General features: G+C 68.8%; 20 protein-coding genes and 1 tRNA gene. 11 read left to right on the top strand and 10 right to left on the bottom strand.

Features of this window, described 5'->3' with window-relative positions; translation table 11 throughout:
- Nucleotides 1-736 precede the first annotated feature (736 nt).
- Complete coding sequence (locus tag AC3EUV_RS05520) at nt 737-1,561, top strand: SLATT domain-containing protein (RefSeq protein WP_435602307.1); 825 nt, start codon at nt 737-739, stop codon at nt 1,559-1,561.
- A 571-nt stretch (nt 1,562-2,132) separates the two neighbouring features.
- Here AC3EUV_RS05520 and AC3EUV_RS05515 read toward each other — a convergent pair.
- Together AC3EUV_RS05515 and AC3EUV_RS05510 are read right to left on the bottom strand one after the other, a co-directional pair.
- Nucleotides 2,133-2,633, bottom strand: coding sequence for a Pycsar system effector family protein (locus AC3EUV_RS05515; protein WP_435602306.1), 501 nt, complete (start codon nt 2,631-2,633; stop codon nt 2,133-2,135).
- Entirely contained in the window at nt 2,630-3,349 is a 720-nt protein-coding gene (locus AC3EUV_RS05510; protein WP_435602304.1) for an adenylate/guanylate cyclase domain-containing protein, read from the bottom strand. Before AC3EUV_RS05510 ends, AC3EUV_RS05515 begins: the two co-directional genes overlap by 4 nt.
- Nucleotides 3,350-3,697: 348 nt before the next feature.
- Here AC3EUV_RS05510 and AC3EUV_RS05505 point away from each other — a divergent pair, with 348 nt between their 5' ends.
- From AC3EUV_RS05505 to AC3EUV_RS05485, 5 genes are all read left to right on the top strand, one after another.
- Nucleotides 3,698-5,137 (top strand): helix-turn-helix domain-containing protein, encoded by a 1,440-nt coding sequence (locus AC3EUV_RS05505; RefSeq protein WP_435602303.1) that lies wholly within the window; start codon nt 3,698-3,700, stop codon nt 5,135-5,137.
- A gap of 157 nt (nt 5,138-5,294) precedes the next feature.
- Complete coding sequence (locus tag AC3EUV_RS05500) at nt 5,295-5,678, top strand: DUF6415 family natural product biosynthesis protein (protein WP_435602302.1); 384 nt, start codon at nt 5,295-5,297, stop codon at nt 5,676-5,678.
- Between the two features lies 1 nt (nt 5,679).
- Nucleotides 5,680-5,877, top strand: a complete 198-nt coding sequence (locus tag AC3EUV_RS05495; RefSeq protein WP_109890842.1) for a hypothetical protein — start codon at nt 5,680-5,682, stop codon at nt 5,875-5,877.
- Nucleotides 5,878-6,050: 173 nt separating this feature from the next.
- Nucleotides 6,051-7,223: a cupin domain-containing protein gene (locus tag AC3EUV_RS05490; protein ID WP_435602301.1), complete on the top strand. Its 1,173-nt coding sequence runs from the start codon at nt 6,051-6,053 to the stop codon at nt 7,221-7,223.
- A gap of 6 nt (nt 7,224-7,229) precedes the next feature.
- Nucleotides 7,230-8,087 carry a hypothetical protein gene (locus AC3EUV_RS05485; protein WP_435602300.1) on the top strand — a complete coding sequence of 286 codons (858 nt, stop codon included), beginning with the start codon at nt 7,230-7,232 and terminating at the stop codon, nt 8,085-8,087.
- Here AC3EUV_RS05485 and AC3EUV_RS05480 read toward each other — a convergent pair.
- The 5 genes from AC3EUV_RS05480 to AC3EUV_RS05460 form a co-directional block, all read right to left on the bottom strand.
- On the bottom strand, nt 8,067-9,764 hold the full coding sequence (locus AC3EUV_RS05480) for a mobilization protein (protein ID WP_435602299.1): 1,698 nt from the start codon (nt 9,762-9,764) through the stop codon (nt 8,067-8,069). The genes AC3EUV_RS05485 and AC3EUV_RS05480 overlap by 21 nt on opposite strands.
- A gap of 4 nt (nt 9,765-9,768) precedes the next feature.
- Nucleotides 9,769-10,140, bottom strand: a complete 372-nt coding sequence (mobC, locus tag AC3EUV_RS05475) for a plasmid mobilization relaxosome protein MobC (RefSeq protein WP_254068764.1) — start codon at nt 10,138-10,140, stop codon at nt 9,769-9,771.
- Nucleotides 10,141-10,476: 336 nt separating this feature from the next.
- Nucleotides 10,477-11,283 carry a DUF2637 domain-containing protein gene (locus tag AC3EUV_RS05470; RefSeq protein ID WP_393122706.1) on the bottom strand — a complete coding sequence of 269 codons (807 nt, stop codon included), beginning with the start codon at nt 11,281-11,283 and terminating at the stop codon, nt 10,477-10,479.
- 184 nt (nt 11,284-11,467) lie between these two features.
- Entirely contained in the window at nt 11,468-12,709 is a 1,242-nt protein-coding gene (locus AC3EUV_RS05465) for a DUF3631 domain-containing protein (protein ID WP_435602298.1), read from the bottom strand.
- Nucleotides 12,710-12,942: 233 nt separating this feature from the next.
- A complete protein-coding gene (locus AC3EUV_RS05460) occupies nt 12,943-13,173 on the bottom strand; it encodes a hypothetical protein (RefSeq protein WP_129280715.1) in 231 nt (76 codons plus the stop codon).
- 94 nt (nt 13,174-13,267) lie between these two features.
- Between AC3EUV_RS05460 and AC3EUV_RS05455 the strand changes: the two genes are divergently transcribed.
- Together AC3EUV_RS05455 and AC3EUV_RS05450 are read left to right on the top strand one after the other, a co-directional pair.
- On the top strand, nt 13,268-13,948 hold the full coding sequence (locus AC3EUV_RS05455) for a helix-turn-helix domain-containing protein (protein WP_435602297.1): 681 nt from the start codon (nt 13,268-13,270) through the stop codon (nt 13,946-13,948).
- Nucleotides 13,945-15,618 (top strand): tyrosine-type recombinase/integrase, encoded by a 1,674-nt coding sequence (locus tag AC3EUV_RS05450; RefSeq protein ID WP_435602295.1) that lies wholly within the window; start codon nt 13,945-13,947, stop codon nt 15,616-15,618. The genes AC3EUV_RS05455 and AC3EUV_RS05450 overlap by 4 nt, the downstream gene beginning before the upstream one ends.
- Nucleotides 15,619-15,663: 45 nt before the next feature.
- On the opposite strand, the gene AC3EUV_RS05445 is transcribed toward AC3EUV_RS05450, so the two are convergent.
- Nucleotides 15,664-15,737, bottom strand: a tRNA-Thr gene (locus tag AC3EUV_RS05445).
- Nucleotides 15,738-15,914: 177 nt separating this feature from the next.
- Between AC3EUV_RS05445 and AC3EUV_RS05440 the strand changes: the two genes are divergently transcribed.
- From AC3EUV_RS05440 to AC3EUV_RS05430, 3 genes are all read left to right on the top strand, one after another.
- Nucleotides 15,915-17,051 (top strand): ABC transporter ATP-binding protein, encoded by a 1,137-nt coding sequence (locus AC3EUV_RS05440; RefSeq protein WP_435602293.1) that lies wholly within the window; start codon nt 15,915-15,917, stop codon nt 17,049-17,051.
- A gap of 288 nt (nt 17,052-17,339) precedes the next feature.
- A complete protein-coding gene (locus AC3EUV_RS05435) occupies nt 17,340-17,759 on the top strand; it encodes a hypothetical protein (protein ID WP_432143611.1) in 420 nt (139 codons plus the stop codon).
- Nucleotides 17,760-17,789: 30 nt separating this feature from the next.
- Entirely contained in the window at nt 17,790-18,518 is a 729-nt protein-coding gene (locus tag AC3EUV_RS05430; protein ID WP_432143612.1) for a nucleotidyltransferase family protein, read from the top strand.
- Between the two features lie 284 nt (nt 18,519-18,802).
- On the opposite strand, the gene AC3EUV_RS05425 is transcribed toward AC3EUV_RS05430, so the two are convergent.
- Nucleotides 18,803-20,437, bottom strand: coding sequence for a DoxX family protein (locus AC3EUV_RS05425; RefSeq protein ID WP_435602292.1), 1,635 nt, complete (start codon nt 20,435-20,437; stop codon nt 18,803-18,805).
- Between the two features lie 154 nt (nt 20,438-20,591).
- Nucleotides 20,592-21,548 (bottom strand): 23S rRNA (guanosine(2251)-2'-O)-methyltransferase RlmB, encoded by a 957-nt coding sequence (gene rlmB / locus AC3EUV_RS05420; RefSeq protein WP_432143614.1) that lies wholly within the window; start codon nt 21,546-21,548, stop codon nt 20,592-20,594.
- Between the last annotated feature and the right edge of the window lie 77 nt (nt 21,549-21,625).

Here is a 21,625-nt window from a genome sequence, read left to right as displayed (position 1 = left end):
CATGAGGTGCCTCATCCGGCGGCGTACAGCATCGGGTCGGGGTTCAACTAGGAAGCGGTTAGAGGAGCCGAGCTGAGCTCGCCTCTGAGCTTGAAAGTCCATGGCGCGTATGCGCATCGCTTGGGGCTGGGCCTGGGTAGAGCCCCTTGTGGGGCCTTTCGAGGTATATCTCTTAAGGTCCCCAGTACCCTCGCGGCGCCAGAAGCGAGATCATGCGCCTCTGCGTTCGCGCCTGGGTGGGACGGTCTGCTCTGTTCGCCACAGGCCCTGCCGCTCAGGGCGCTCCGCCGGCTGGCTCCCTCCCCCTTCGGGGCGTGAGGCGCTTGAACGCGGCGTGTTGAAGAGATCTCGCCGCATGCATGGCTGAATCCTGCTTCCGGGCGTCTTCGGCGACGATTGGCAACTACCGTTTGCGTTCGTCGTGTTGTTGGGGTCGCTGCAGCTCAGCTAGTGAAGCTGACGGCGTGATCACGAATCAACGGGGAAGCTCTTGCAAGCCGCCTATCCGATCCTCGCTGCTGTTGGCGTGGGCTCATTGACCATGCTTGCCGGCGTCGTCGGCGGAGCGTTCTTGGTCATGGCGGCCCAGCGAAGCCCTCGTCCCGGACAGGGCGAAGGGGATTCCAGCGTCCTGCCCGGTGATGCAGTGGCGGACGTACCGGCGAGCCGTAGGCAGACCTCTGCGCCGCACCTGCCCCCAGTGGTTCACCCCCTACGGACAGAGAGGTTAGGGACGATGGAAGCCGTTTCTCAGGACACGACAGACAGGGTAAATGCCCTCATTGGGCACAAGAAGGGCATAGCTGAACTTCGGGTCGCATTACGGATCAGGACCATTCAGACAGTAACCCGTTGGTTATCCGGAGCCCTCGCCGTTGTCCTGCTCTTTGCTGCAGTCGTCGCGAACGTTGCCGTCGGTTGGTCGGCTATCGCCCTCGCCAACAAGATCGCCATCCCCGTCTTGATCCTCAGTGCCGGGACTTTCTTGGCGGTTCGCTCCTTGGAAAAGAAGGCGAAGGGGTCCTACGGCAAGACGGCGCGCGAGCTGCAGATTGAACTGGAAGCGGCAGAAGAGCTTCGCCTCTTAGACGCCGCCCGCTTGGAGCTTCCAGTCCCGGACCGTCAATACTCTTACAAGGACTCAATTCCGGCGGAGCTTGACGGGCTACGCAGGGACGGAAGGAAGTACAGAAGGAAGCACAACGTCTCCCAGTCCGTCATCATTGTCGGGTCGCTGGCTGGAACTGCCGTCTCCGCCCTTGCCGACACGCCTGCTCCCCTCAAGTACTGGGCTATGGGCATCACGTTCGCCGTAGGTGTAGCGGCAGGCTTCACGGGCTACTACAAGTGGCGCGAGCGAGCCTTCTACCTCCAGCAGACGGCAGACGACATCGAACGCCATGCTACGGCTTTCGACTTGGGTATTTACCCCTATGACGAGGGTGAGGAGCACCTCAGGCTGGCCAAGCTCGCCAAGGAGATCGAACTCCTTCGAGTCGAGCAGCGCAAGCGCGAGCAGCAGCTTGACCAGCCACACGAAGGGAGCGCAGAAGTTGTCTAGGTCATCGGGCGCCTTAGCCGGATTCACCGTCAGTCGTTGGATACTTGCCCCTGTCACGACCTGGCACGCACTCCGACTCACCAAGAAGCAGCCAGGCTTAGCCCCGCAGGCAGCGTGGATGGTCGCGCGCCTTGCCGCTCATCCAGAAGAGAAGGGCTTGGCTCGGGCGCATTGGCTGAAGGTTCGAGCTGATCGAACCGCCGATAGCCCGAAAGGTCGTACGACTTCGTGACAGTACTCGAGCTTCCTGTCAGGAAGGTGAGCCACTATATTCCAGCGTTCACACTGGGTTCGCCGCTCTTCGCTAACGACGGAATATCCTCACATTCGGGCGCAAGCTGGTGTGCTTCGTTCGTGCCATCTCGCTGACTGGGAAACACCCGAGGACTCTGACTGGTGGGCTGGGTGGGGAGATTTGAACACAAGGATCGTAGCCGCTCCGCGCGGGTGTCCACACCAACCGACACTGTAAGGGTGTTGAGAGCGGGGTAGATGTGGTGGCCCTCCTGCGAACTATCAGTTTCACTCTCGTCGGTTCTTCCGTGGCCTCGACACCGGAGTGTTGCGACCACTACCTGAGATAGCCGGCGACGATGACGAGGAGTGCGCCGAGGCCCGCCAGACCGAAAGAGAGCTGGACGAAGCGGTGCTTCTTCCAGGCGATTTCACTCATGCGGATGAGCTGACCGCTGAGCACAGGAAGCATGTCCGCCTGTTCCAGCTTCTGTGCCAGATCTGCTTGTTTCCAGAATTGCAGGTGCCCGAAGTAGACGAAGTGATTCGTGGCCTCCTCCCTCAAGGTCTTCTTCTTCCGCAATCGGGGAACGACAACGAGGACGGCGAAGATGGCCCCGGTCATGATCAATGCTATGCCCAGCCACAGTACGGCTCGGGCACGGACCCCCGCTAGGTTATCGAAAATGTGGCCGTTGTCGGAAAGCGCGACGATGCCAGCGAGCGCTGCGGACTCCAACGTCAGCGCGAAGGATGCCTTCGCGTCGACGCGCGAAGTCCATTCTCCGAGCGCCTGGTGGATCCGCCATGCGCTCTCCCGGGATTCCTGAGAGCTCACGGCTTTGACCACCAGGAGGATTTGTAGACGCTCAGAGTCTCGCCACCAACCTCGCGGGTGTATGGGCCGTCCCACATCAGCTGACGGTTTTCACCGCTGCTAAACTTCGTATCCTCACGTATCTGGTTGAAGACGGCCTGCGTCACGTAGGTGCGGTACCCCCCGTTCCTGATGTCGCTGAGTTTGGCTGCAACATTGGGAGCCCGGCCGATGGAGACCAGGTCGTTGTGGCCGCGCACACCGCCTCGAACCACCAGAGCTGTACCGGTGTCGATACCGACGCAGTGCTTGATTTGGAAGCCCTGATTCTTGATTGAGGACAGGTTCGCTTCCACCTTGGGTGTCACGATCTGGCGCACAACGTAGTGGATCTGCAGAGCACATCGTGCGGCATTCGTGTTTTTGCTGCTGCCCATGAAGATGGCCATAACGCGGTCGCCGTCGAAGCTGCGAATCTCTCCTCCGCGCGCTCTGATCACCCGACACGTGGCGTCGAGGTACGCACGTATGACCTTGGCGGCTGTCGTGCGAGTGAAGTCCCTGGCAAGGCCGGTGGAGTCGGCCAGGTCGGCATAGAGGTAGACCGCGTCCACCTCCTTGGCTCCGTTGCTCAGCTTCACGTCGTCCGTGGTTGGCACCACGGTGCCTTTCTGGATGTCCCAGTCCGAGCACACAATCCGGGTGACGGCAGAGTCGATGTCGTCCGCAAGTCCCATAGCGGCCCCAATCTGCGTACGAGCAAGGGGCGCAACGTAACAGCAGCTGCTGACAACGGAGCAGCATCAGCGGAGCGTTGGGCTAAGGCTGACCCGTCAGACGGGTCACTCGGGAAGACTCCGGCGGCATGTTGATGTGCGTGCGCAATGGTGGAGTCGCAGCCGACGACCCTGTGCGTGCGTCCCCGGCGTCGTCTTGTGAGGGAAGTAGTGACGGCTGGACCCCAGGCTCGGTCGATTGCTCGACCCAAGGCGGGTTTTGCATCCGTAACCCCGCAACGGCCCCGCCAAGCGTGATGCAAGTCACAGAGCGCCTGTCTCGTCACTTGAGGGGCGACCCACATCGCTGTGGATGGCGGAGCCAACCGAGAGCTGGCCTGCTCTAGCTGTTTCGCCCTCTACAGCCGCGCCTCTTCCGCCGGTACCGTTGCGTGCTCACTCGATGCGGATAACGGGACTTCGGGGGCGTGCCCAGTGGCGGGGAGCGGACTGACACTCGGTAAGACGATCGCCAAGGCGCGCAGGCGCAAGGGATGGCCGCAGCGGGACCTGGCTGCGATGATCGACCGGTCGGAGAGTTGGGTGTCTCAGGTCGAGCGGGACGTAATCCCGGTCAACAGCCTGGACGCCCTGCGTCAGATCTCTGATGCCTTGGACATTCCCCTGGCCGATCTTCTCGCTGCCGCGCCGTCAGGGCCAGCGCCGGCATCGACCCGGCGTCGGCCCACCTCGGCTAGGGTTGTTCGCAATCTTGGTCCAGAGGAGGGGGACGACCCCGTGCGACGCCGCGAACTTCTGGCCGCTGCGGCGGTGGTCTTCACTACCCCGCTGGCCGGTGCCTCTCCGGCCAGCGCCAGCACCCTCGCGCCCCTGGAAGACCACCTGCTCTATGGCACTGCCACCATGCCGAAGCGCAGTGAGGTGTCTCCGGCTGGCGTCGCTGCCGAAGTGAAGGCGTCCCGGCAGGAATTCCGAGCCGCCCGGTACGACACGCTGGCCCGCAACCTGCCTGGCCGGATCGCGCAAGCACAGGCCCTGGAACCGGTGGAGACGTCGGCCACCGCCGTCGCAGACCTCTACAACATCGCTACTCGACTGTGCATCAAGCTCGGCGAGGACGGTCTGGTGGCGATCACCGCGGACCGTGCGCTGACCTCTGCGCGGATCGGCGGCGATGCCCTGACGATCGCCGAGGCGCACCGGATGGTGTCCAGTGCGTGGCGCCGCCAAGGTCACCTCGCACGCGCCACTGATATCGCCGTCAGGGCCGCGCAGGGCGTGCGTGGGGATCGCAGCACCCCCGAGACCGCCCGGCTGGCCGCGAGTGTCTCGCTGCTGGCCACTGCCGCGTACACGGCGGCCAAAATGGGCGATCGGCCCACCGCGCACGGGCTGATCGGCGAGGCCGCCGAAGCCGCCGAAATCGGCCGGACGAGCCCCGAGGCCCGCACGGACACCGGTACCCAGCAAGTGCTGCTGCACCAGCTTTCCGTCCACTACCTGCTCGGTGACGCCGGGCAGGCGATCGACCTGGCCAAGACCATCAACCCCGCGGCCCTGCCGACCGCCGAACGGCAGGGGCGCTTCTTCACCGACGTGGCCCGTTGCTTCGACCAGTGGGGCAAGCCAGAGCAGTGCTACCGGGCTCTGCTGGCGGCCGAGCGGGCCGCACCGCAGGAGATCCGGCGCGGTTCGGTCAAGAGCCTTGCCGGCGGTCTGCTCCGGCATGACCGGACTCTGCCGGGCGTCCGGGCGTTCGCCGGCCGCGCGGGCGTGGCCGTCAACTGACTCACCCGCAAAGGGATTACTACCTCGCAACCCGGTTGCGGATCTGCCTGCTCCTCCGGCGGTTGACTCGTACTCAGCCGCCAGGGGCCGCGTACGGCCAGCCTCTCCTCGCCCCTGGCGGCGGTGACGACCACCACCGTCTTCGAGGAGTTGCACCATGGATGCCACCCATGCCGATCAGCAGCCGCTGCCGGGTCAGTTGTGCCCGGCGGGCACCGAGGGCAGCGACGAGATCCAGGGGGACATCGCCGCAGCTCTGCGCTCCACCATCGTCCTTCCCCCGTATGACGAAGTCCTCCGGCTGATCGACACCCTCAAGGGACATCTCGGCCCGTTGGTCGAACAGGCCAAGGAGCACGTCCAAGAACACCGGCCGGGCGAGGTCGCCTGGTACCGGGAACACGCCCAGATCGACAACGCCCAGATCCAGCTGCGATCCGGGCCTGGCGACGGACTGGTGTCGGCCGCCCGTCGCCTTCAGTCGCTGGCCCGCTCCGTCCAGCAGATGCTCCGCCAGATCCACCACGGCCAGGGGGCGTGAGGTGACGCGCTCCGAGCACGGAGCCAGGGGCCGCCACCGCAGCGGTGAGCCGCGGCTGGACATCTGGCTGGGGCGTCTGTGGCTGCTGGGTGCATCGGCCACCCTCACGCTCCTGGCCCTGACCGTGCAGCAGGACGCCGACCACACCCTGACAGCCCCGGCCTCCGCACCCGACACCGACCCGGCGCCGCCCGTCTAGGCGTCCACAGATTTCCCACCGGAACCCCGGTGGGAGAACCGAAGAGAAAGGAACATGCGATGAACGACCTGATCGTCTCGAAGCGTTCCGTGCAGGCCGCCCGCAGCCAGGACCGGCTGAGCGACGGCGGCGGCACTGGCAAGGGCGACGGCAACGACTGATCGGAGCCGTAGATGACCGCCATCTTCTCGGCGGTCCGGAGCCTCGGCGGGGACTTCCCCGCCGAGGCGTTCGGCCGCACTTATCGCCTCTGGCCGCGCGTCGGCGACTTCTCGGACCTGTTCACCTGGGACGACCTCAACCAGATCATCGCCCGGCACCGACTCGAACCCCCACGGCTGCGGCTCTTCAACGACGGCAGCCAGATCCCGCAACACAGCTACGCCCACCCTGTGGTGTCCAAACGCCACACGGTCTGGCACCGGATCGAGCCCGCCAACCTGCACCACCAGCTCAAGGACGGCGCCTCGCTCGTCCTGGACGCCGTCGACGCGCTGCACCCCGGCGTGGAAGACCTCGCGACTGCACTGGAGCGGCACTTCCGTACCGACGTGCAGGTCAACCTCTACGCCTCATGGACTCCGAAGGAAGGCTTCGGAGTGCACTGGGATGATCACGATGTGGTGGTCGTCCAACTCGAAGGCACCAAGCGGTGGAAGATCTACGGCGCCACCCGGATCGACCCCCTGCGCGTCGACACCGAGGCCCCCGAGCCACCAACCGGGGCCCCGGTCGCGGAGATCGTCCTCCAAGCCGGCGACATGCTCTATTTGCCCCGGGGTTGGTGGCACGCCGTCGCTGCCACTGAGGGCCGGTCCCTCCACCTGACCTGCGGGCTCAAGCCCACCACCGGAGCGGACCTCCTGTCGTGGCTCTCGGACCAGCTACGGGTCTCGACCACGATCCGTGCGAACCTGCCGTACTTCGCCCCTCCGGACGAGCGGGCCGCGTATCTCCAAGCCTTGCGCAAGGAGTTCGCCGACGCCCTGCACGAGGGGGTGATCGAGGAGTTCATTAACGCCCGGGGGAGCACGGATGCCGGTCGGCCGATGCCGTCACTGCCGTTCGTGGACGGCATCCCCGCGGACGGGAGCTTGTGCGTCCGGCTCACCGCCGCCGGAGCCTGGTACGGCGTGGACGAGGACGGGCACGTCGTGTTCAGCGCCGGCGGTCAGGAGTGGACGTTCAGCAGGCCGGTCCTCGCCGTGATCAAGTTTCTCCTTGACGGAAGCGCCGCAACCCTGGGCGAACTGTCGGTAAGCTCCAGGCTCCCCCTCGGCCACGTCGCAGCTCTCATCTCCGAGTTGGTTGAGGCCGGTGTCGCCGCCGTCAGCCGGAGAAGGTAGCCGACGATGTTCACTGCCCCTGAGCCTGCCGTCAGGGACCGCATGTTCTCCGCCCGCGGCCACGCCTGTGCCCTGATGGGCCTCGTCGACACCACGGGCGGAGAGGTGTGGGGATACGCGGGAAGGACGCTTTCCGGGGCCGTCCACACGCCCGCGGGGGCCTCATGGCTGAGGCTGGTGAGTGATCCCCAGGGGAAGAGCGGCGGGAAGCTGTGGGAAGGCCCGCGGGAGGCGGAACGGTCCCTCCCATCCGCAGTGCCCCGGCCCCGGCTGCTTGGTCTACGCGACTGGTCGACGGACGGCTGGGACTACCGGGCAGAGCACTACGACTTCGTCGCGGCACCGCCCGTGGCCAAGAGCCCGGTACTCCGCCACCACGCCGATCTCCCGGACATCTGGTGGCAGGACCTCCGCCTGGCCCTGACACACATCGCGCTCGTCGGCACAGACCGTCAGGCGGTGCGCGAGGAGTACATCCGGCGCCGCGTCCCGGAGTTCACCGGCGTCACCCCCGGCGAGATCACCTGGACCACGGCCCACGGCGACCTCCACTGGGCCAACCTCACCGGCCCAGCACTGACCCTCCTGGACTGGGAAGGCTGGGGCACGGCACCCATCGGCTACGACGCCGCAACCCTCTACCTGCACTCCCTACCCGTGCCGGACGTCGCCGAGCGCATCCGCAAGGAATTCGCCCACGTACTGGACACCCCGCCCGGCCGGATCGGCGAACTGAGCGCCTGCACGGAAATCCTCCAAGCCGCTCCCCGAGTGCCGTTCTACGCAGACCTGGCCGACGACGTACGGCAACACCTCAGTCGGCTGAAGGACCCACGATCCGGATCAGCGTCGTCGGGCCGGTGAGCGCTGCGAGGACGGGACGGCTGCTGCTGAGGCCGGCGCGGTGGGGTGTAGCGCGGTGCTGCGGGCCATGGCGGCCTGCGCCCGAGGGCCGGAGGCGTGGCGCTGGCCGAGGCGTTGGATGCGCCAGGTCAGTGCGCGGGCGGGGTGGCGGGCGTCGTCCAGGGAGCGCTGGCTGAGTGCCTGATTGAGGACCGTGGCCGCGTTGTGGCCCTGCGTCTCTGCTTCGGCAAGCACGGTGGCGAGTGCATCCCAGGCCCGGTCTTCCACAATGCGCTCGGCGTGTTCGGGGACGGCCCGCTGGAGGTGGTGGGCGTAGCGGTGCTTGGTCTGCTGGCCAGGAGCGCGGCGGGCGAGGTCGCCGAGTGCAGGTTCGATGACCGTTCCGTAGGCGGCCTGGAGGTGGACGAGGGCTTGCTCGGCTGCCGCCTCCTGCTGGGCGTGCTGGTGCGTGCGGTGCCAGTGGATCGCGAAGGCCACTGCGGTGAGCGCGGCGTCCAGCAGCATTGCCGGCCCCGACCCGTCGCCCGCCGCATCGGGATGACGCCAGATGGCTTGGACGCTGCGGCGCAGGACGCGTGCGCTGTCGCGGTCGGCGGTGATGCGAGAGGGGGTGGCGCGCTCGAAGGCAGCTGCGGCCAGCTGCAGTTCGGCCTTCGCTGCGGACGGTGCGGTGATCGGCAGAAGGTCCAGGGCCGCGCCGAGCGCGACCAGCTGTCCCTGGGCCGCGTGGTCATCGCCGAAGGTGAGGTGGCTGGGGATGCGTTCGGTGGCGGCTGTGGCCTGGTGCCACGGATCGCCCGGCCGCGGAGCGATCGGCTCGGGGGCGGTGTCGGAGAGGCGTTGGCGGACCTTGGGCAGGGAGAGGTCGCTGGCGAGGGTGGAGCCGGAGAACCACACCGGCTCGCCGACCTTGTTGACGTCGCCGGGCAGGGCGACGCTGTAGCCGAGGACATCGCCGGAAGGCCCGGCCTTCGGCCGCACGGTCACGCCCGTCGCCTCCAGCAACGCGAAGAACTCGGCCTCGCTGGACGCGGCTGCCACGGCGCGGCGTACCCGGAGGCGCAGGACCTCGCGTGCTGTCGCGTCCTGGCCCTGGCGCTTGGCCTTGAAGTGCTCCTTGCTGGTCGGGCGCTTAGCAGCGGTGCCGTCACCCGGCTTGAGCCGCCTGAGGCCGTAGTCCACTTCGATCCTGCGGGCCTCCTTCTGGACAGCGCGCTGGTCGTAGCCGCGGCTCGGACGCCGGCCGTCCTGGCGCACCAATGTGGCGGCGATGTGGATGTGGTCGTCCGCGTGGCGCACCGCCACCCACCGGCACGCCTCCTCATCCCCGTCGGGCGCGATGCCGGCGGCGGCCACGATCCGGCGCGCCACATCCGCCCACTGCTCGTCGGTCAGGATCGGGTCCTCGGGGGCGGCACGGACGGGGCAGTGCCACACGGTGTGCTTGGGTGCCTTGTCGCCCAGCATCTTCACGGGCTGGTCGAGCTGCGCGGCGAGCTGGTCCGCCACGTCCTTGGGGTTGCGGTGCGGGCTGCGGCCGGGGTCGGGGGCGAAGTCGTTCCAGGAGGCCACCAGGTGGGGGTCGATGTGCTCGTTGGCCCGGCCCTTGCCGAAGAGGTAGCCGATCGTGCGGCGCGTGGCGTGTGGGCCCTTGCCGAAGATGATCTTGGGTATCAACGGCTCACCGACCCGTGGTCACGTGAACGATGGCGTCGTCCACTTCAGCGATCGATGTCTCGACGTGGTCCAGGAGCCGTTGGACGGTGTCGTGGTGGGGCCAGGCGCCGTCCTCGTTGAGGTGCCGGGTGAGCTGGTTGAGGTTGTTGCCGACCATGGCGAGCTGGCGGTTGGCATCCATCAGCGTCTTGACCGCGGCGCGATAGTCGGCGACCGCAGCGGTGGGGGCATCGGAGCGGGCAGCGGCGAGCGAGCTTTCAGCCACGTAGCCGCCGAGCGCCATGTGACTCAGTTCAGCGGCCTTCTGGACGAGGCCGAACTCGTTGTCGCTGTAGCGGGGATACACACGCTTCTCACGCGGCTGCGGCTCTCGCAGACGACGATGAGGGGCAGGTGTCTGCGGTGCGCTCGGTGAGGACTGACTGGCCCCTCCTTCGGTCGGCTCCCCTGGGCCGGCCGACTCCGGCGCCCCCTCGGCGCCGGTTGCCTCCGCCCCCTCTGGGGCGGAGGCCGGGTAAGGACTCCTTACCCGACAACTTGCTGCGTCTGAAGCTGGGGTGGTGATCGTCTGCTGTGTTGAGGGGAGCTGGGGTTCGTCATCGACGTCGTGCATGTGGGCTCCTGCAAACGGTGGGAGTGAGGGCCCGCCCCTCTCGTGCTGATGCGCGGGAGAGGCGGGCGGGGACGACGAGGGCTACGGGGGCCAACCGGTTCATGCGGCGGCTTCGTCGAGTTCGGCCTGCAGCAGGTTCTTGACTTCATCCAGGCGGCTGCGGGAGATGCCGAATCCCTTGTCCCGGATCGCCTTCTCGATGCTGCGGCGCGAGACGCGCCCGGCCCGGCCGAGGGGGGCGGTGCGGCCGATGTCGATGGCCTGCTCCAGGGAAAGGCTTGGCTGGTTCCCTCCGCGCCTACCGTGCTGCTGCGCGGTCACCGCCACTTGCTTGATCGCCGGCCCATCCACGGCGTTGACGTTCGTAGCGGGAGGCGGTGCTGTGGCACTGGCCTTGTTTCCCCAGACTGGTGTGTGGCCCTTGTTGTCGCTGTGGCCCTCGCTGTCGTGGCCGTCGGCGGCGGTCGGGCGCCGGGCGACAAGGAGGTAAAGGTGAACGGCCCCGGCCAGGGCGAGTGGGGCGATGGCAGAGATCACGCCGACGGTGATGTCGTCGAGGGCAAGTCCTGTGTGGCGGGCCTGCTCGTTGAGGCGGATGGCATGCAGGACGTTGGCCCAGATGCTTGTGGCGGTCGCGATGCCGACCAGCGCCGAGACGTAGAGGCGGGCGGATAGAGGCGCTTGCCGCAGGGTGAGCAGGGCGCCGATCCCGATGGCGATGAAGCCGTCGATGACGAGCGGGAAGGCATAGGTGAGCGCCGGGTGGATGTGGCTGGCGGCGGCCATCTGGCGCAGGGCGTCGTAGGAGAGCGCGAAGGCCGCCACGGCCAGTAGCGCCACACCTGCACGGATCGCGACGGTCAGCGGCACCGGGGAAGCGGAGGGGGCGTTGAGCGGTGAAGGCAAGCGTGGTGCTCCAGGAAATGCAGGGCTGATGTGGCCGTGGTCTGAGGAGACTCGTCGCGACTCGTTACACGCCTGGTCAGGGCAGGTACGGGTGCGTCGGTGATGTCGAGTCGACTCGTTGCCGGTCTCCGACTCGTCCCCGCGCTGACCTGCGTGGAGACGAGTCGCGACGAGTCGTGCCGGGTCAGGCGCCGGTTGTGGCTTCCGGCGTGGACTCGGGGCAGTAGCGCGCCCAGGAGTCGGCGAACTGCAGGCGGGTGAAGCCCTTGGCTTGGACGTTGCCGTGGAAGCGACGGGTGGCCGAGCTGATGCCGTACTCCTTGAGCAGGATCTGCAGGCCGCGGGGAGTGAGCCCGTTGGCGGTGTGCTCCGGCCAAGGCGTCTCGTCGTCCTGGTTGAGGATGTCGAGGAGACGACCGGTGCGGAGCGCCGGTGGATTGCCCTCGGTGGCGAAGGCGCGGCGGATGTCGGCCAGGAGGCGGATGCCCAGGCTGCTGCTGTCCTGGTCCTGCTCGGCCTCGTGCTTGGCCATGACCCGGCAGGCGGTGCGGGCGAGGTCAGGCCACTGGCCTCCCGCGAGGTCGGCGACGGACACCAGAGGCTGCCAGGTATCAGCCGCGCGGTCTTCGACCGGCATGGTCGGCGTCAGCTCCATCGCGTCGGCGTGGAGCGGTGCCAGCCATGCGACGAACCTGTCGCGCAGCGCGTGGAGGGTCGGAGTGTCACGGAAGGTGCGAAACTCCGCAACCTTCTCGCCCGGCCTGCGGCGCCGCATCCGGATGACGATCGACCGGTCCATGATCGTGTCAGGCAGGTCGCCGATGCCGGCGAGGGCTGCCATCGCGAAGGTGGGGAACTTCGCGACCTCGTGGTTGGGGCCGGAGACCCGGAGGGTAGGGCGGTTGCGCTGGTGTCCCGCGTTGAGCAGGCCGCGCATCTCTTCGTTCTTCTCCGCGACCTTCACGGAGCCGAAGAGCGTGTCGGCCTCGTCGACCAACAGGGTCGGCGGGGTGTCGGTGATCGACCGGAAGACCGCGGCAGCCGAGGCGTTGACCGTGATCAGCGGGTCGTGGACGCTCTCGGTGATCACGTCCAGGAGCCGCGACTTGCCGCACCGCTTGGCCGGTCCGACGACGGCCAGCCTCGGAGCGTGCTGCCACGCGGTCTGCAGATGGGTCGCCGCCACCCACAGGGTGACCGCCGTGAAGGCTTCCTCGCTCGGCAGCACGACGTACCGACGGATCTGCTCCCGCAGTTCTGTCAGCACCTGCTCTCCCTCGGATACCGGGGCGGGGTCGGGTATGACGGTGGGCGGCTCTTCCGGTGACGGCAGAGAGGGGGCATCACTCGGCTGGCCGGGGACGGCAACAGGCGGCCATACGGGCTTGTCGGAGTCGGAATAGGGCTCGGCTCCCGCATGTTCCACAGGGCAGCTCCTCGTCTGGCGGTTGCGGGCTTGCACGCCCTTGCCGCCGGGTTGGTTCTTGACGGGCCGTTCGGGGTTGCTGGGGCCTCCGGCGTTGCACCGCCGGGGGCCCCTCCCCGTCTCGCGGACACCAGGCCATCGCGAGGGAACACGGACCGTACGTCCACCCCTGCCCACAGTCCAGCGATTCTGTGTCAGCTCAACGCAGAATCGCCTGCTACGCTGCCGCCCCTTCACGCCGCCAACCCGAGCAGATCCAGCAGATCTGCGGTGACGACGCGATAGGCGTTGCCGAGTCGCAGGACCTTGCACGGGTACGCACCCCGCTTCGCCAGCTCATAGCCCTTACTCCGGCCGAGCCCCAAGGCGCGATTGCTGGTCTCCAGGTCAACGGCTACTGGAAGCGCAAGCAGATCTTCCCGGCTCATCCCGTTCATTCGTCCGGCAGCGGCGTTTTCGCGCATGCGGCATCCCTTTCGGTACAGCCGTCGGCGAACGCGGTCATCACGTCCGTCTCCAGGCGTCCACCAACCAGAATCCTCAAGCTAATGTGTCTATGTGACACAACGCGGTAGCGATGATGATGAGGACGACTTCCCCGAGTGGCAGGACCGGATCAAGGCCAACGTGGCCGGCGAAGTCCGGCGGAGAAGGAAGGAGATGGGGTGGAGCGCTCAGGATCTGGCCGACCAGTGCGAGAGGCTCGGGCATCCCATCCCGCGCAACGTGATCGCCAACATGGAGTCCGGACGCCGGGCCAGCCTTCCGCTGGTGGACGTCATGGTCCTGGCCGCCGCCCTAGAGACCTACCCGGCATGCCTGATCTTCCCCGTCGGGTACGTCGAACAGACCCAGGAATTGCCTTTCCAGGACCTCGTGCCCACCTGGGACGCCCTGCGGCGCTTCACCGGCGAGCAGGAAGTGCCCGGCTACGACGCGGGCCTCGTGCCCGACTTCGAAGCTCACGCCAGCCTCGTACGCACCGCCTTGGCCGCACTCGATGAAGAAGAGCAGGCACGGTTCGCGGTCAAGACGGCAACCAGCCGTGCCCAGCAGGAAGAAGCTGAGCGCAAGCGGACCACGTACGCCGACCAGGCCATCTCGGCCAAGTACAACCTCCGCCACCTCCGTCGGGACCTCCGCGACGACGGAGCCACCCCGCCCGACCTGCCACCCGCACTCAACGACGTCGACCCACCCGAAGCCGACGCCAACGCCACCCCGGAGAAACGCCTTTGAAGGGCTCCACCCACCGCCGCTGCTACTGCCGCGACCCCAAGACCGGCAAGCCGCTCGGCAAGAACTGCCCCAAGCTCACCAGCCGCAAGCACGGCTCGTACTCCATACGCCAGGAGCTCCCACCCCGCGAGGACGGCACCCGCCGCTCTTTCAGCCGCGCCGGCTACGAGTCCCTCAAAGCCGCACAGGCCGACCTCGACCACATACGCGCCCTGCTCGGGCTCTCCGACGCCGACGACCCCGAGGGCCTGGCCCAGATCGCCGAGCTGCTGGAGAAGGTGGCGGACGAGAAGGCGCCCCTGCCGAACGTCGAAGAGACCCGGCGGCGCCTCAGCCACGGCCTGGACCTGACCAGCCGCCTCACTGTCGGCGACTGGCTGGACATGTGGCTGGCGGGCAAGAAGGGGCGACCGAGTGCCATCAGCCGGGATGAGGGCAACATCCGCCTCCACCTCAAACCGCGGATCGGGCACCTCCGCCTTGACCGTCTTCGCGTCAGCCACCTGTCGGAGATGTTCGAGGCCATCAGCGAGGCCAACGTCGACATCACCGAGGCAAATGCCACCCGTCGCAGGGCGATTGAGGACCTGGCCGAGATTCCCTGGAAGGGTCGCGTCCACCGCGCCCGCCGCCAGGTGTTGAAGGCTGCCATCGCTGAGATGGATCCTTTCCGCCGCGTCGTCACTCCAGCCACGCGTCAGCGCATCCGCTCCACGCTGCGAGCCGCGTTGAACGCTGCGATCGCCCAGCAGCTGATTACCTTCAACCCGGCCTCCCACGTCGAGTTGGAGGCCGGCAAGCGCCCCAAGGCTCTGGTGTGGACAGAGGAGCGCATCCTCCACTGGAAGCGCACCGGCGAGAAGCCCTCGCCCGTGATGGTCTGGACACCGGAGCACACCGGCCTCTTCCTCGACCACGTCGCCGAGGACCGTCTCTACGCGCTGTGGCACCTGATCGTCTTCCGTGGACTGCGGCGAGGCGAGGCGTGCGGGCAGAGGTGGACCGACACGCACCTGGATGACGGCCGCATCACCGTCGCCAAGCAACTCGTCGTGAGCGGCTGGGAGGTGTACGAGGACGATCCCAAGACCGACGCGGGCGCTCGGACGATCGCGCTCGACTCAGACACGGTCCGGGCCCTCAAGCGGCACCGCATCCAGCAGGACAAGGACCGCGAGGAGTGGGGCAGCGCCTGGGCGGAGACCGGACGCGTCTTCACCAAGGAGAACGGCGAGATACTCCACCCTGCCAACGTCACCCGCCGCTTCATCGAGCTGTGCGAGGAGATCGACCTCCCGCCGATCCGGCTCCACGACCTGCGCCATGGGGCGGCGACCCTCGCCCACGCGGCCGGCGCCGACCTGAAGGACATCCAGGAGATGCTCGGCCACTCCTCGATCGCCATCACGGCGGACACCTACACGAGCTTGCTGCCCGAGACCGACCGGGCAATCGCCGAAGCCGCCGCCCGCCTCGTCCCCCGCGCACGCCCGACGAAGCCGACCCCCGCGACTGAGGTGGACCTCGAAGCGGACGAAGAACCCAGAACCGAAGCCGAAGCTGTGGCGGACAGTGCCGGAGAATCCGCGGCCGAGGGCGGCTCTGGTGCCCCATCCGCTCACGCACCGCGCACGCAAACGGCCCCGGACGAGGAGTCCGAGGCCGAATAGAACGCCTCCCCAGGGAGAAATCCCAGGTCAGCGCGGTGTACGTAGAGCCCCCTGTCGGATTCGAACCGACGACCTTCGCTTTACAAGAGCGGTGCTCTGGCCAGCTGAGCTAAGGAGGCGTGCGTGAAGCAGTGTACCCAGGCGCGCCGGATGCCGGTTCCCATTTCGTGACTGCCGGGCTACTGACATCGGGGCCCGCCGCGGGTAGCGTCACGGAGAGTCCATATCAGTGGACTACACCACTCCTTTTACTCGGATCGTCCGGCACGTTCCTGCCGGTGAAGGGACTTTTCACCATGGCTACGGTCACGTATGACCAGGCAACCCGCATCTACCCGGGTTCCGACAAGCCCGCCGTCGACAAACTGGACATCGCCATCGAAGACGGCGAATTCCTTGTTCTGGTCGGCCCCTCCGGATGTGGCAAGTCCACCTCGCTGCGGATGCTCGCGGGGCTGGAGGACGTCGACGGAGGCGCCATCCGTATCGGGGACCGCGATGTCACCCACCTTCCGCCCAAGGACCGGGACATCGCCATGGTGTTCCAGAACTACGCGCTGTATCCGCACATGACGGTCGCCGACAACATGGGCTTCGCGCTCAAGATCGCCGGTGTACCGAAGGCGGAGATCCGGCAGAAGGTCGAGGACGCGGCCAAGATCCTGGATCTGACCGAGTACCTGGGGCGCAAGCCCAAGGCGCTGTCCGGTGGCCAGCGGCAGCGTGTCGCCATGGGGCGGGCGATCGTCCGGGAGCCGCAGGTCTTCCTGATGGACGAGCCGCTGTCCAACCTGGACGCCAAGCTGCGCGTCCAGACCCGTACGCAGATCGCGGGGCTCCAGCGCCGGCTCGGGATCACGACGGTGTACGTCACGCACGACCAGGTCGAGGCGATGACGATGGGCGACCGGGTCGCCGTGCTCAAGGACGGTCTGCTCCAGCAGATCGATTCGCCGCGGAACATGTACGACCGGCCGGCGAACCTGTTCGTGGCGGGCTTCATCGGCTCGCCCGCGATGAACCTCGTCGAGGTGCCGATCACCGACGGCGGGGTGAAGTTCGGCAACAGCGTCGTCCCGGTCCCTCGTGAGGCGCTGGCCTCGGCGGCCGACAAGGGCGACCGGACGGTGACCGTGGGCGTGCGCCCCGAGCACTTCGACATCGTCGAGCAGAACGGTGCCGCCGCGCAGTCGCTGTCCAAGGAGTCCGCGGACGCGCCGGCCGGTCTGGCCATCACGGTCAATGTCGTCGAGGAACTCGGCGCCGACGGCTATGTGTACGGCACCGCGGAGGTCGGCGGCGAGGTCAAGGATCTCGTCGTACGGGTCAACGGCCGCCAGGTCCCGGAGAAGGGCAGCCGGCTGCACGTGGTGCCGCGGGCGGGCGAGACGCATGTCTTCTCGACGTCGTCCGGGGAGCGCCTCACCGACTGACACGGGCGGAGAGCGAGCGTGGCGGCGGTCCCGGGCGTATCCGGGGCCGCCGCCGCGGCGTTCGCCGGCACCAGCTCCCGCACCACTGCGGCGTCCGCCCGCCGGCAACAACTCCCGCACCGCCGCCACCAAGTCGGCACCAAGTCGCCGCCAAGTCGGCACCATAGGGACATAACCCGACTTTCCACACCAGTGCGTCAACCCCACAACCGCACCGACGAGCCATTGCGTCCCCCAATAAGGTGACCAAATGTCGCCAAATCATCACTCCTCGCTACGATCGCGACCGTGAACTCCGCAGCCCGCCGCATCGGCAGAACTCTCGCCTTCGTCCTCCCCGTCGTCCTGGTGCTGTCCGGGACCCTCGCCGTCACCGCCGTCCCCTGGGCGTCGTCGACGGCCACCGACTCCCAGGTACTCACCGCGGCCGCCGGCCAGGCCGTCACCAAGACCGCCGCCCGCGCCCCCGAGGAGGCCCTGCGCAAGCGCCTCCTGGTCGAGCTCCAGGAGAAGGATCCGGGCGTCGCCCTGACCCACCTCCAGGAGGCGACCACCAAGCGGCCCTCGCTGGCCAAGCACTGCGTCTCCATCGCCCGTGACCTCGGCCGTGCCGCGGTCGCCAAGTACGGCGCCGCACACCGCGCTCAGGCCTTCTCCCGCCCGGTCTGCGACACCTCCTTCGCCACCGGCGTCGCCGCCGCCCAGTGACCCCGTCTCGCACCGCATAGGGTGCGATCCATGACAGGTGCCCCGCATCCTTATCCCACGCAGGCCGTGGTCCTGGCCGGCGGCCAGGGCTCACGTCTCCGCCCGTACACCGACGACCGCCCCAAGCCGATGGTCGAGATTCCCGGCACCGGGACCCCGATCATCGGCCACCAGCTGAACTGGCTGGCCGAGGAAGGCGTCACGGACGCGGTCATCTCCTGCGGGCACCTCGCCGGAGTACTCCAGGACTGGCTGGACCGGGCCGAACTCCCGTTGCGCGTCACGACCGTTGTCGAGACCGAGCCGCTGGGCCGCGGCGGCGGCCTCAAGTACGCGGCCGGCTCACTGCCCCGCCCGGACGAGCCCTGGTACGCCACCAACGGCGACATCTGGACCCGCTTCCCGCTCCGCGAGATGGCCGCCTTCCACCACGAGCGCGCCGCCGAGGCCACCCTCGCGCTGGCCCGCCCCCGCATCCCCTGGGGCGCCGTGGAGACCGACGCGTTCGGGCATGTGCTGGACTTCATCGAGTCGCCGCCCTCGCCGTATCTCATCAACGCCGGTGTCTACGTCTTCTCCGCCGCCTTCACGGAACTGCTCCCCGACCGCGGCGACCACGAGCGCACCACCTTCCCGCGCCTCGCCCGCGAACGCCGGCTGGCCGGCTTCCCGCTCCCCCAGGGCGCCTACTGGCGCGCCATCGACACCGCCAAGGACCTCACCGAGGCCGCCAAGGAACTGAGCGCCCAAGGGCGTTGAAGGGGAGGGCGGGGCGTACGCAGGGCCGTGGCGGGCCCTGAGGGCCCAGGAAGCCGTACGACGCCCCTGCCCCGCCACCACGGCCACCACACGCACGCTGCCGCCAGGTCGGCCGTACGCCGCGCCCCGCCCGCCACCCTCGGCCGTGCACGCCATCCCGCTGCCACCCTCCGGCGCCCCCCACACACAACAGCCCCCGACCACCCCCTCCCCCAACGGCCGGTGCAGAAGAGCCGTGCGGGGAGATCGGGGCGATCGGGGGCGGTGGGTGCGGGGGCGGTGGGTCAGCCCAGGAGGCCGCCGAGGGCGTCGCGGCCGGAGTCGCTTCCGGAGTCGCTGCTGCTGCCGCTGCTGCCGGTGGTGCCGCCGCCGGTGCCGCCCGCCGAGGGCGGTACCCGGCTCGGTACCGGGGCCCGGCGGGTCGGCACGCTCTGCTGCGGTGCGCTGGTGGTCGCGCCGGGCTGCTCCGCGAGGCCGCTGCTGCTGCCCGTCGACCGTCCGGTGCCGGGGGCCGAGGCGGCCGGTGTGCCGGGCTTGCGGGCCTTGTGCGAGGCGCCCGCGGAGGGCGTTCCGGGGCGCGGTGCGGCGCTGCCGGTGTGGCGGTGGCCGGGACGGGTGGCGCGCTTGCCGGGGCGGGGCAGCGGGGAGCCGGGGAGGTTGTTGATCGCGGGCTCGCCGGGACGGGGGACGGTCGCCACGGTCGCGGAGCGGACGGCGCCGCCGAGCAGCGAGCCGATGAGCAGGGTCAGCCCGGCCACCATCGCGGTCATCAGGGCGCCGCGGCGCAGTACCCGGCGCCGCAGGTCGGCCACCTCGACGCGGGGACCGAGCCGCCGCCAGGCCTCACCGGCCAGCCGCCCGTCCATGGAGTAGACCGGGGCGCCCGCGATGATCAGCGGGCTCCAGGCGGCGAGGTAGATGATGTCGGGGGCGTCGTAGGCGGGGACGGTGCGCCAGGTGACGGTCATCAGCAGCGCCGCGGACAGCAGCGTGCCGATCGACGCGGCGACCCGCTGCCACAGTCCGCAGATGGTCAGGACGCCGACGACGACCTGGAGGAAGGCGACGGTCAGGCCGGCGCCGACGGGGTGCGAGACGGCGAAGTCGCGCAGCGGCACGGCCAGCGCCCAAGGGTCGAGCGACAGCAGCCACTTGACCATCGAGCCGCGCTCACCGCCGTCGAAGTAGACGGGGTCGCAGAGCTTGCCCATCCCGGCGTAGACGGAGATCAGGCCGAGGAAGATGCGCAGCGGCAGCAGGACGACGCCGAGGTTCATCCGGCGGCCGGGGTAGTACGCGTGCCGCACGGAGTCGGCGTTGCGCCGCCGGCCGCCGGGGTCGTAGCCGTCCGGTGCCTCGAACCGGTCGTCCTCGTAGCCGTCGTCGAGCGGACCGCGGCTGCCGTACGAGGTGTTCCGGTAGGGGGTGTCGCGGTAGGTGTCGGCGTACGCGCTGCCCACGGGGCGTACGCCGCGCAGCAGCTTGGTGTCGTTCTGGGCGGGGCCGCGCTGGCCGATCACGGTCTGGGCGGGGGGCGCGTCGTCGAGGCGGACCCGGGGCAGGACCTGGGTCGTGCCGACGTCCTCGCCCGGTCCGTCGAGGCCGATGCCCGCGTCGCGTACCGCGTGCAGGAGTTGGGTGGTGGCGCCGGCCGTGCCGCCCGGTGCGGTGCGGCCGCTCCACACCACGGGCGCCCGGCGTCTGGCACCGGCGGACGGGCCCCGGCCGGCGGGGATGTGCGCGGTGTCGGCGGCGCCGCCCGCCACGGGCGCGGCGAGCTGTACGCGGAAGCTGGCGTGGTTGACGATGACCTGCGCGGGATCGCACGGCACCTTGACCGAGCTCAGGCCCGGCTCGTCATCGAAGCCCGGCGAGCGTCCCCCCGTAGGCGTGCGGGGTGTTCTGGTGTCCACGCTCATCTAACCGAGTGACTCGCGGGAAAGACACTGCCTTGACCGGGTCGATCTGTCCGAGACCCGTCAAAAGATCACGGGATCCGGCGAAGACGTACGGAGGGTCAGGCCCTGCCCCGGGGTGGCGCGGCGGTGTGCCGGGCGCCCCGGGGCACCGGACTCAGGCGCGGCGGCGGGCCGCCTCCCACAGGACGACACCGGCCGCGACACCGGCGTTCAGCGACTCCGCGCCGCCCGGCATCGGGATCCGCACCCGGACGTCACAGGTCTCGCCGACCAGCCGCGACAGGCCCTTGCCCTCGCTGCCGACGACGATCACGACCGGGCCGTCCAGCGCCTCGACGTCCTGGAGCTCCAGCTCGCCGTCCGCGGCCAGCCCGACGACCGTCAGACCGGCCTTCTGGTACGACTCCAGGGTCCGGGTCAGGTTGGTGGCGCGGGCGACCGGCGTACGGGCCGCGGTGCCCGCCGAGGTCTTCCACGCACCGGCCGTCATCCCGGCCGCCCGGCGCTCCGGCACGACCACGCCGTGGCCGCCGAAGGCACACACGGAGCGGACCACGGCGCCGAGGTTGCGCGGGTCGGTGACGCCGTCGAGCGCGACGATCAGCGGGTCGGCACCCTCGTCGAAGGCGGCCGCGGCCAGGTCCTCGGGGTGCGCGTAGTCGTACGGCGGGACCTGGAGGACCAGGCCCTGGTGGTTGAGGCCGTTGGTCATCCGGTCCAGCTCGGGGCGCGGCGCCTCCATCAGGTTGATGTCGCCGCGCTCCGAGGCGAGCTGGAGTGCGGCGCGCACCCGCTCGTCGGTGTCGATGAACTGCTGGACGTAGAGGGTGGTCGCGGGCACGCCGTCGCGCAGCGCCTCGAAGACCGGGTTACGGCCGACGACCAGCTCCGCGGTGCCCTTGGCACCGCCGCGCCGCGGGGCCGGGCGGCGCGCCGCGGCCTGCTTCGCCTGGGCGTTGGCCACGCGGTTCTTGACGTGTCCCTTGCGCGCGGAGGCGGGCGGGGTCGGGCCCTTGCCTTCCAGGCCCCGGCGCCGCTTGCCGCCGCTGCCGACCTGCGCGCCCTTCTTGTTGGACGTGCGGCGGTTCCTGCGCTGGCTGTTGCCGGCCATGGGTCACCTGTTTCTTCACTGCTCTCGACGTCTCGCGACGTGGAGTGGGGACGTACGTATGGAATGAGTGTCGCCCG

The organism is Streptomyces sp. bgisy130 (assembly GCF_057708345.1).
The sequence above is the reverse complement of the archived record's forward strand: the minus strand, read 5'-3'. Positions and strand labels throughout refer to the sequence as shown.

Coding starts and splice junctions, on each gene's coding strand:
- AC3EUV_RS05520 (WP_435602307.1), top strand. CDS start 737: ATGGAAGCCGTTTCTCAGGACACGACAGACAGGGTAAATGCCCTCATT.
- AC3EUV_RS05510 (WP_435602304.1), bottom strand. CDS start 3,349: ATGGGACTTGCGGACGACATCGACTCTGCCGTCACCCGGATTGTGTGC.
- AC3EUV_RS05500 (WP_435602302.1), top strand. CDS start 5,295: ATGGATGCCACCCATGCCGATCAGCAGCCGCTGCCGGGTCAGTTGTGC.
- AC3EUV_RS05490 (WP_435602301.1), top strand. CDS start 6,051: ATGACCGCCATCTTCTCGGCGGTCCGGAGCCTCGGCGGGGACTTCCCC.
- AC3EUV_RS05485 (WP_435602300.1), top strand. CDS start 7,230: ATGTTCACTGCCCCTGAGCCTGCCGTCAGGGACCGCATGTTCTCCGCC.
- AC3EUV_RS05460 (WP_129280715.1), bottom strand. CDS start 13,173: ATGCGCGAAAACGCCGCTGCCGGACGAATGAACGGGATGAGCCGGGAA.
- AC3EUV_RS05440 (WP_435602293.1), top strand. CDS start 15,915: ATGGCTACGGTCACGTATGACCAGGCAACCCGCATCTACCCGGGTTCC.
- AC3EUV_RS05430 (WP_432143612.1), top strand. CDS start 17,790: ATGACAGGTGCCCCGCATCCTTATCCCACGCAGGCCGTGGTCCTGGCC.
- AC3EUV_RS05425 (WP_435602292.1), bottom strand. CDS start 20,437: ATGAGCGTGGACACCAGAACACCCCGCACGCCTACGGGGGGACGCTCG.
- rlmB (WP_432143614.1), bottom strand. CDS start 21,548: ATGGCCGGCAACAGCCAGCGCAGGAACCGCCGCACGTCCAACAAGAAG.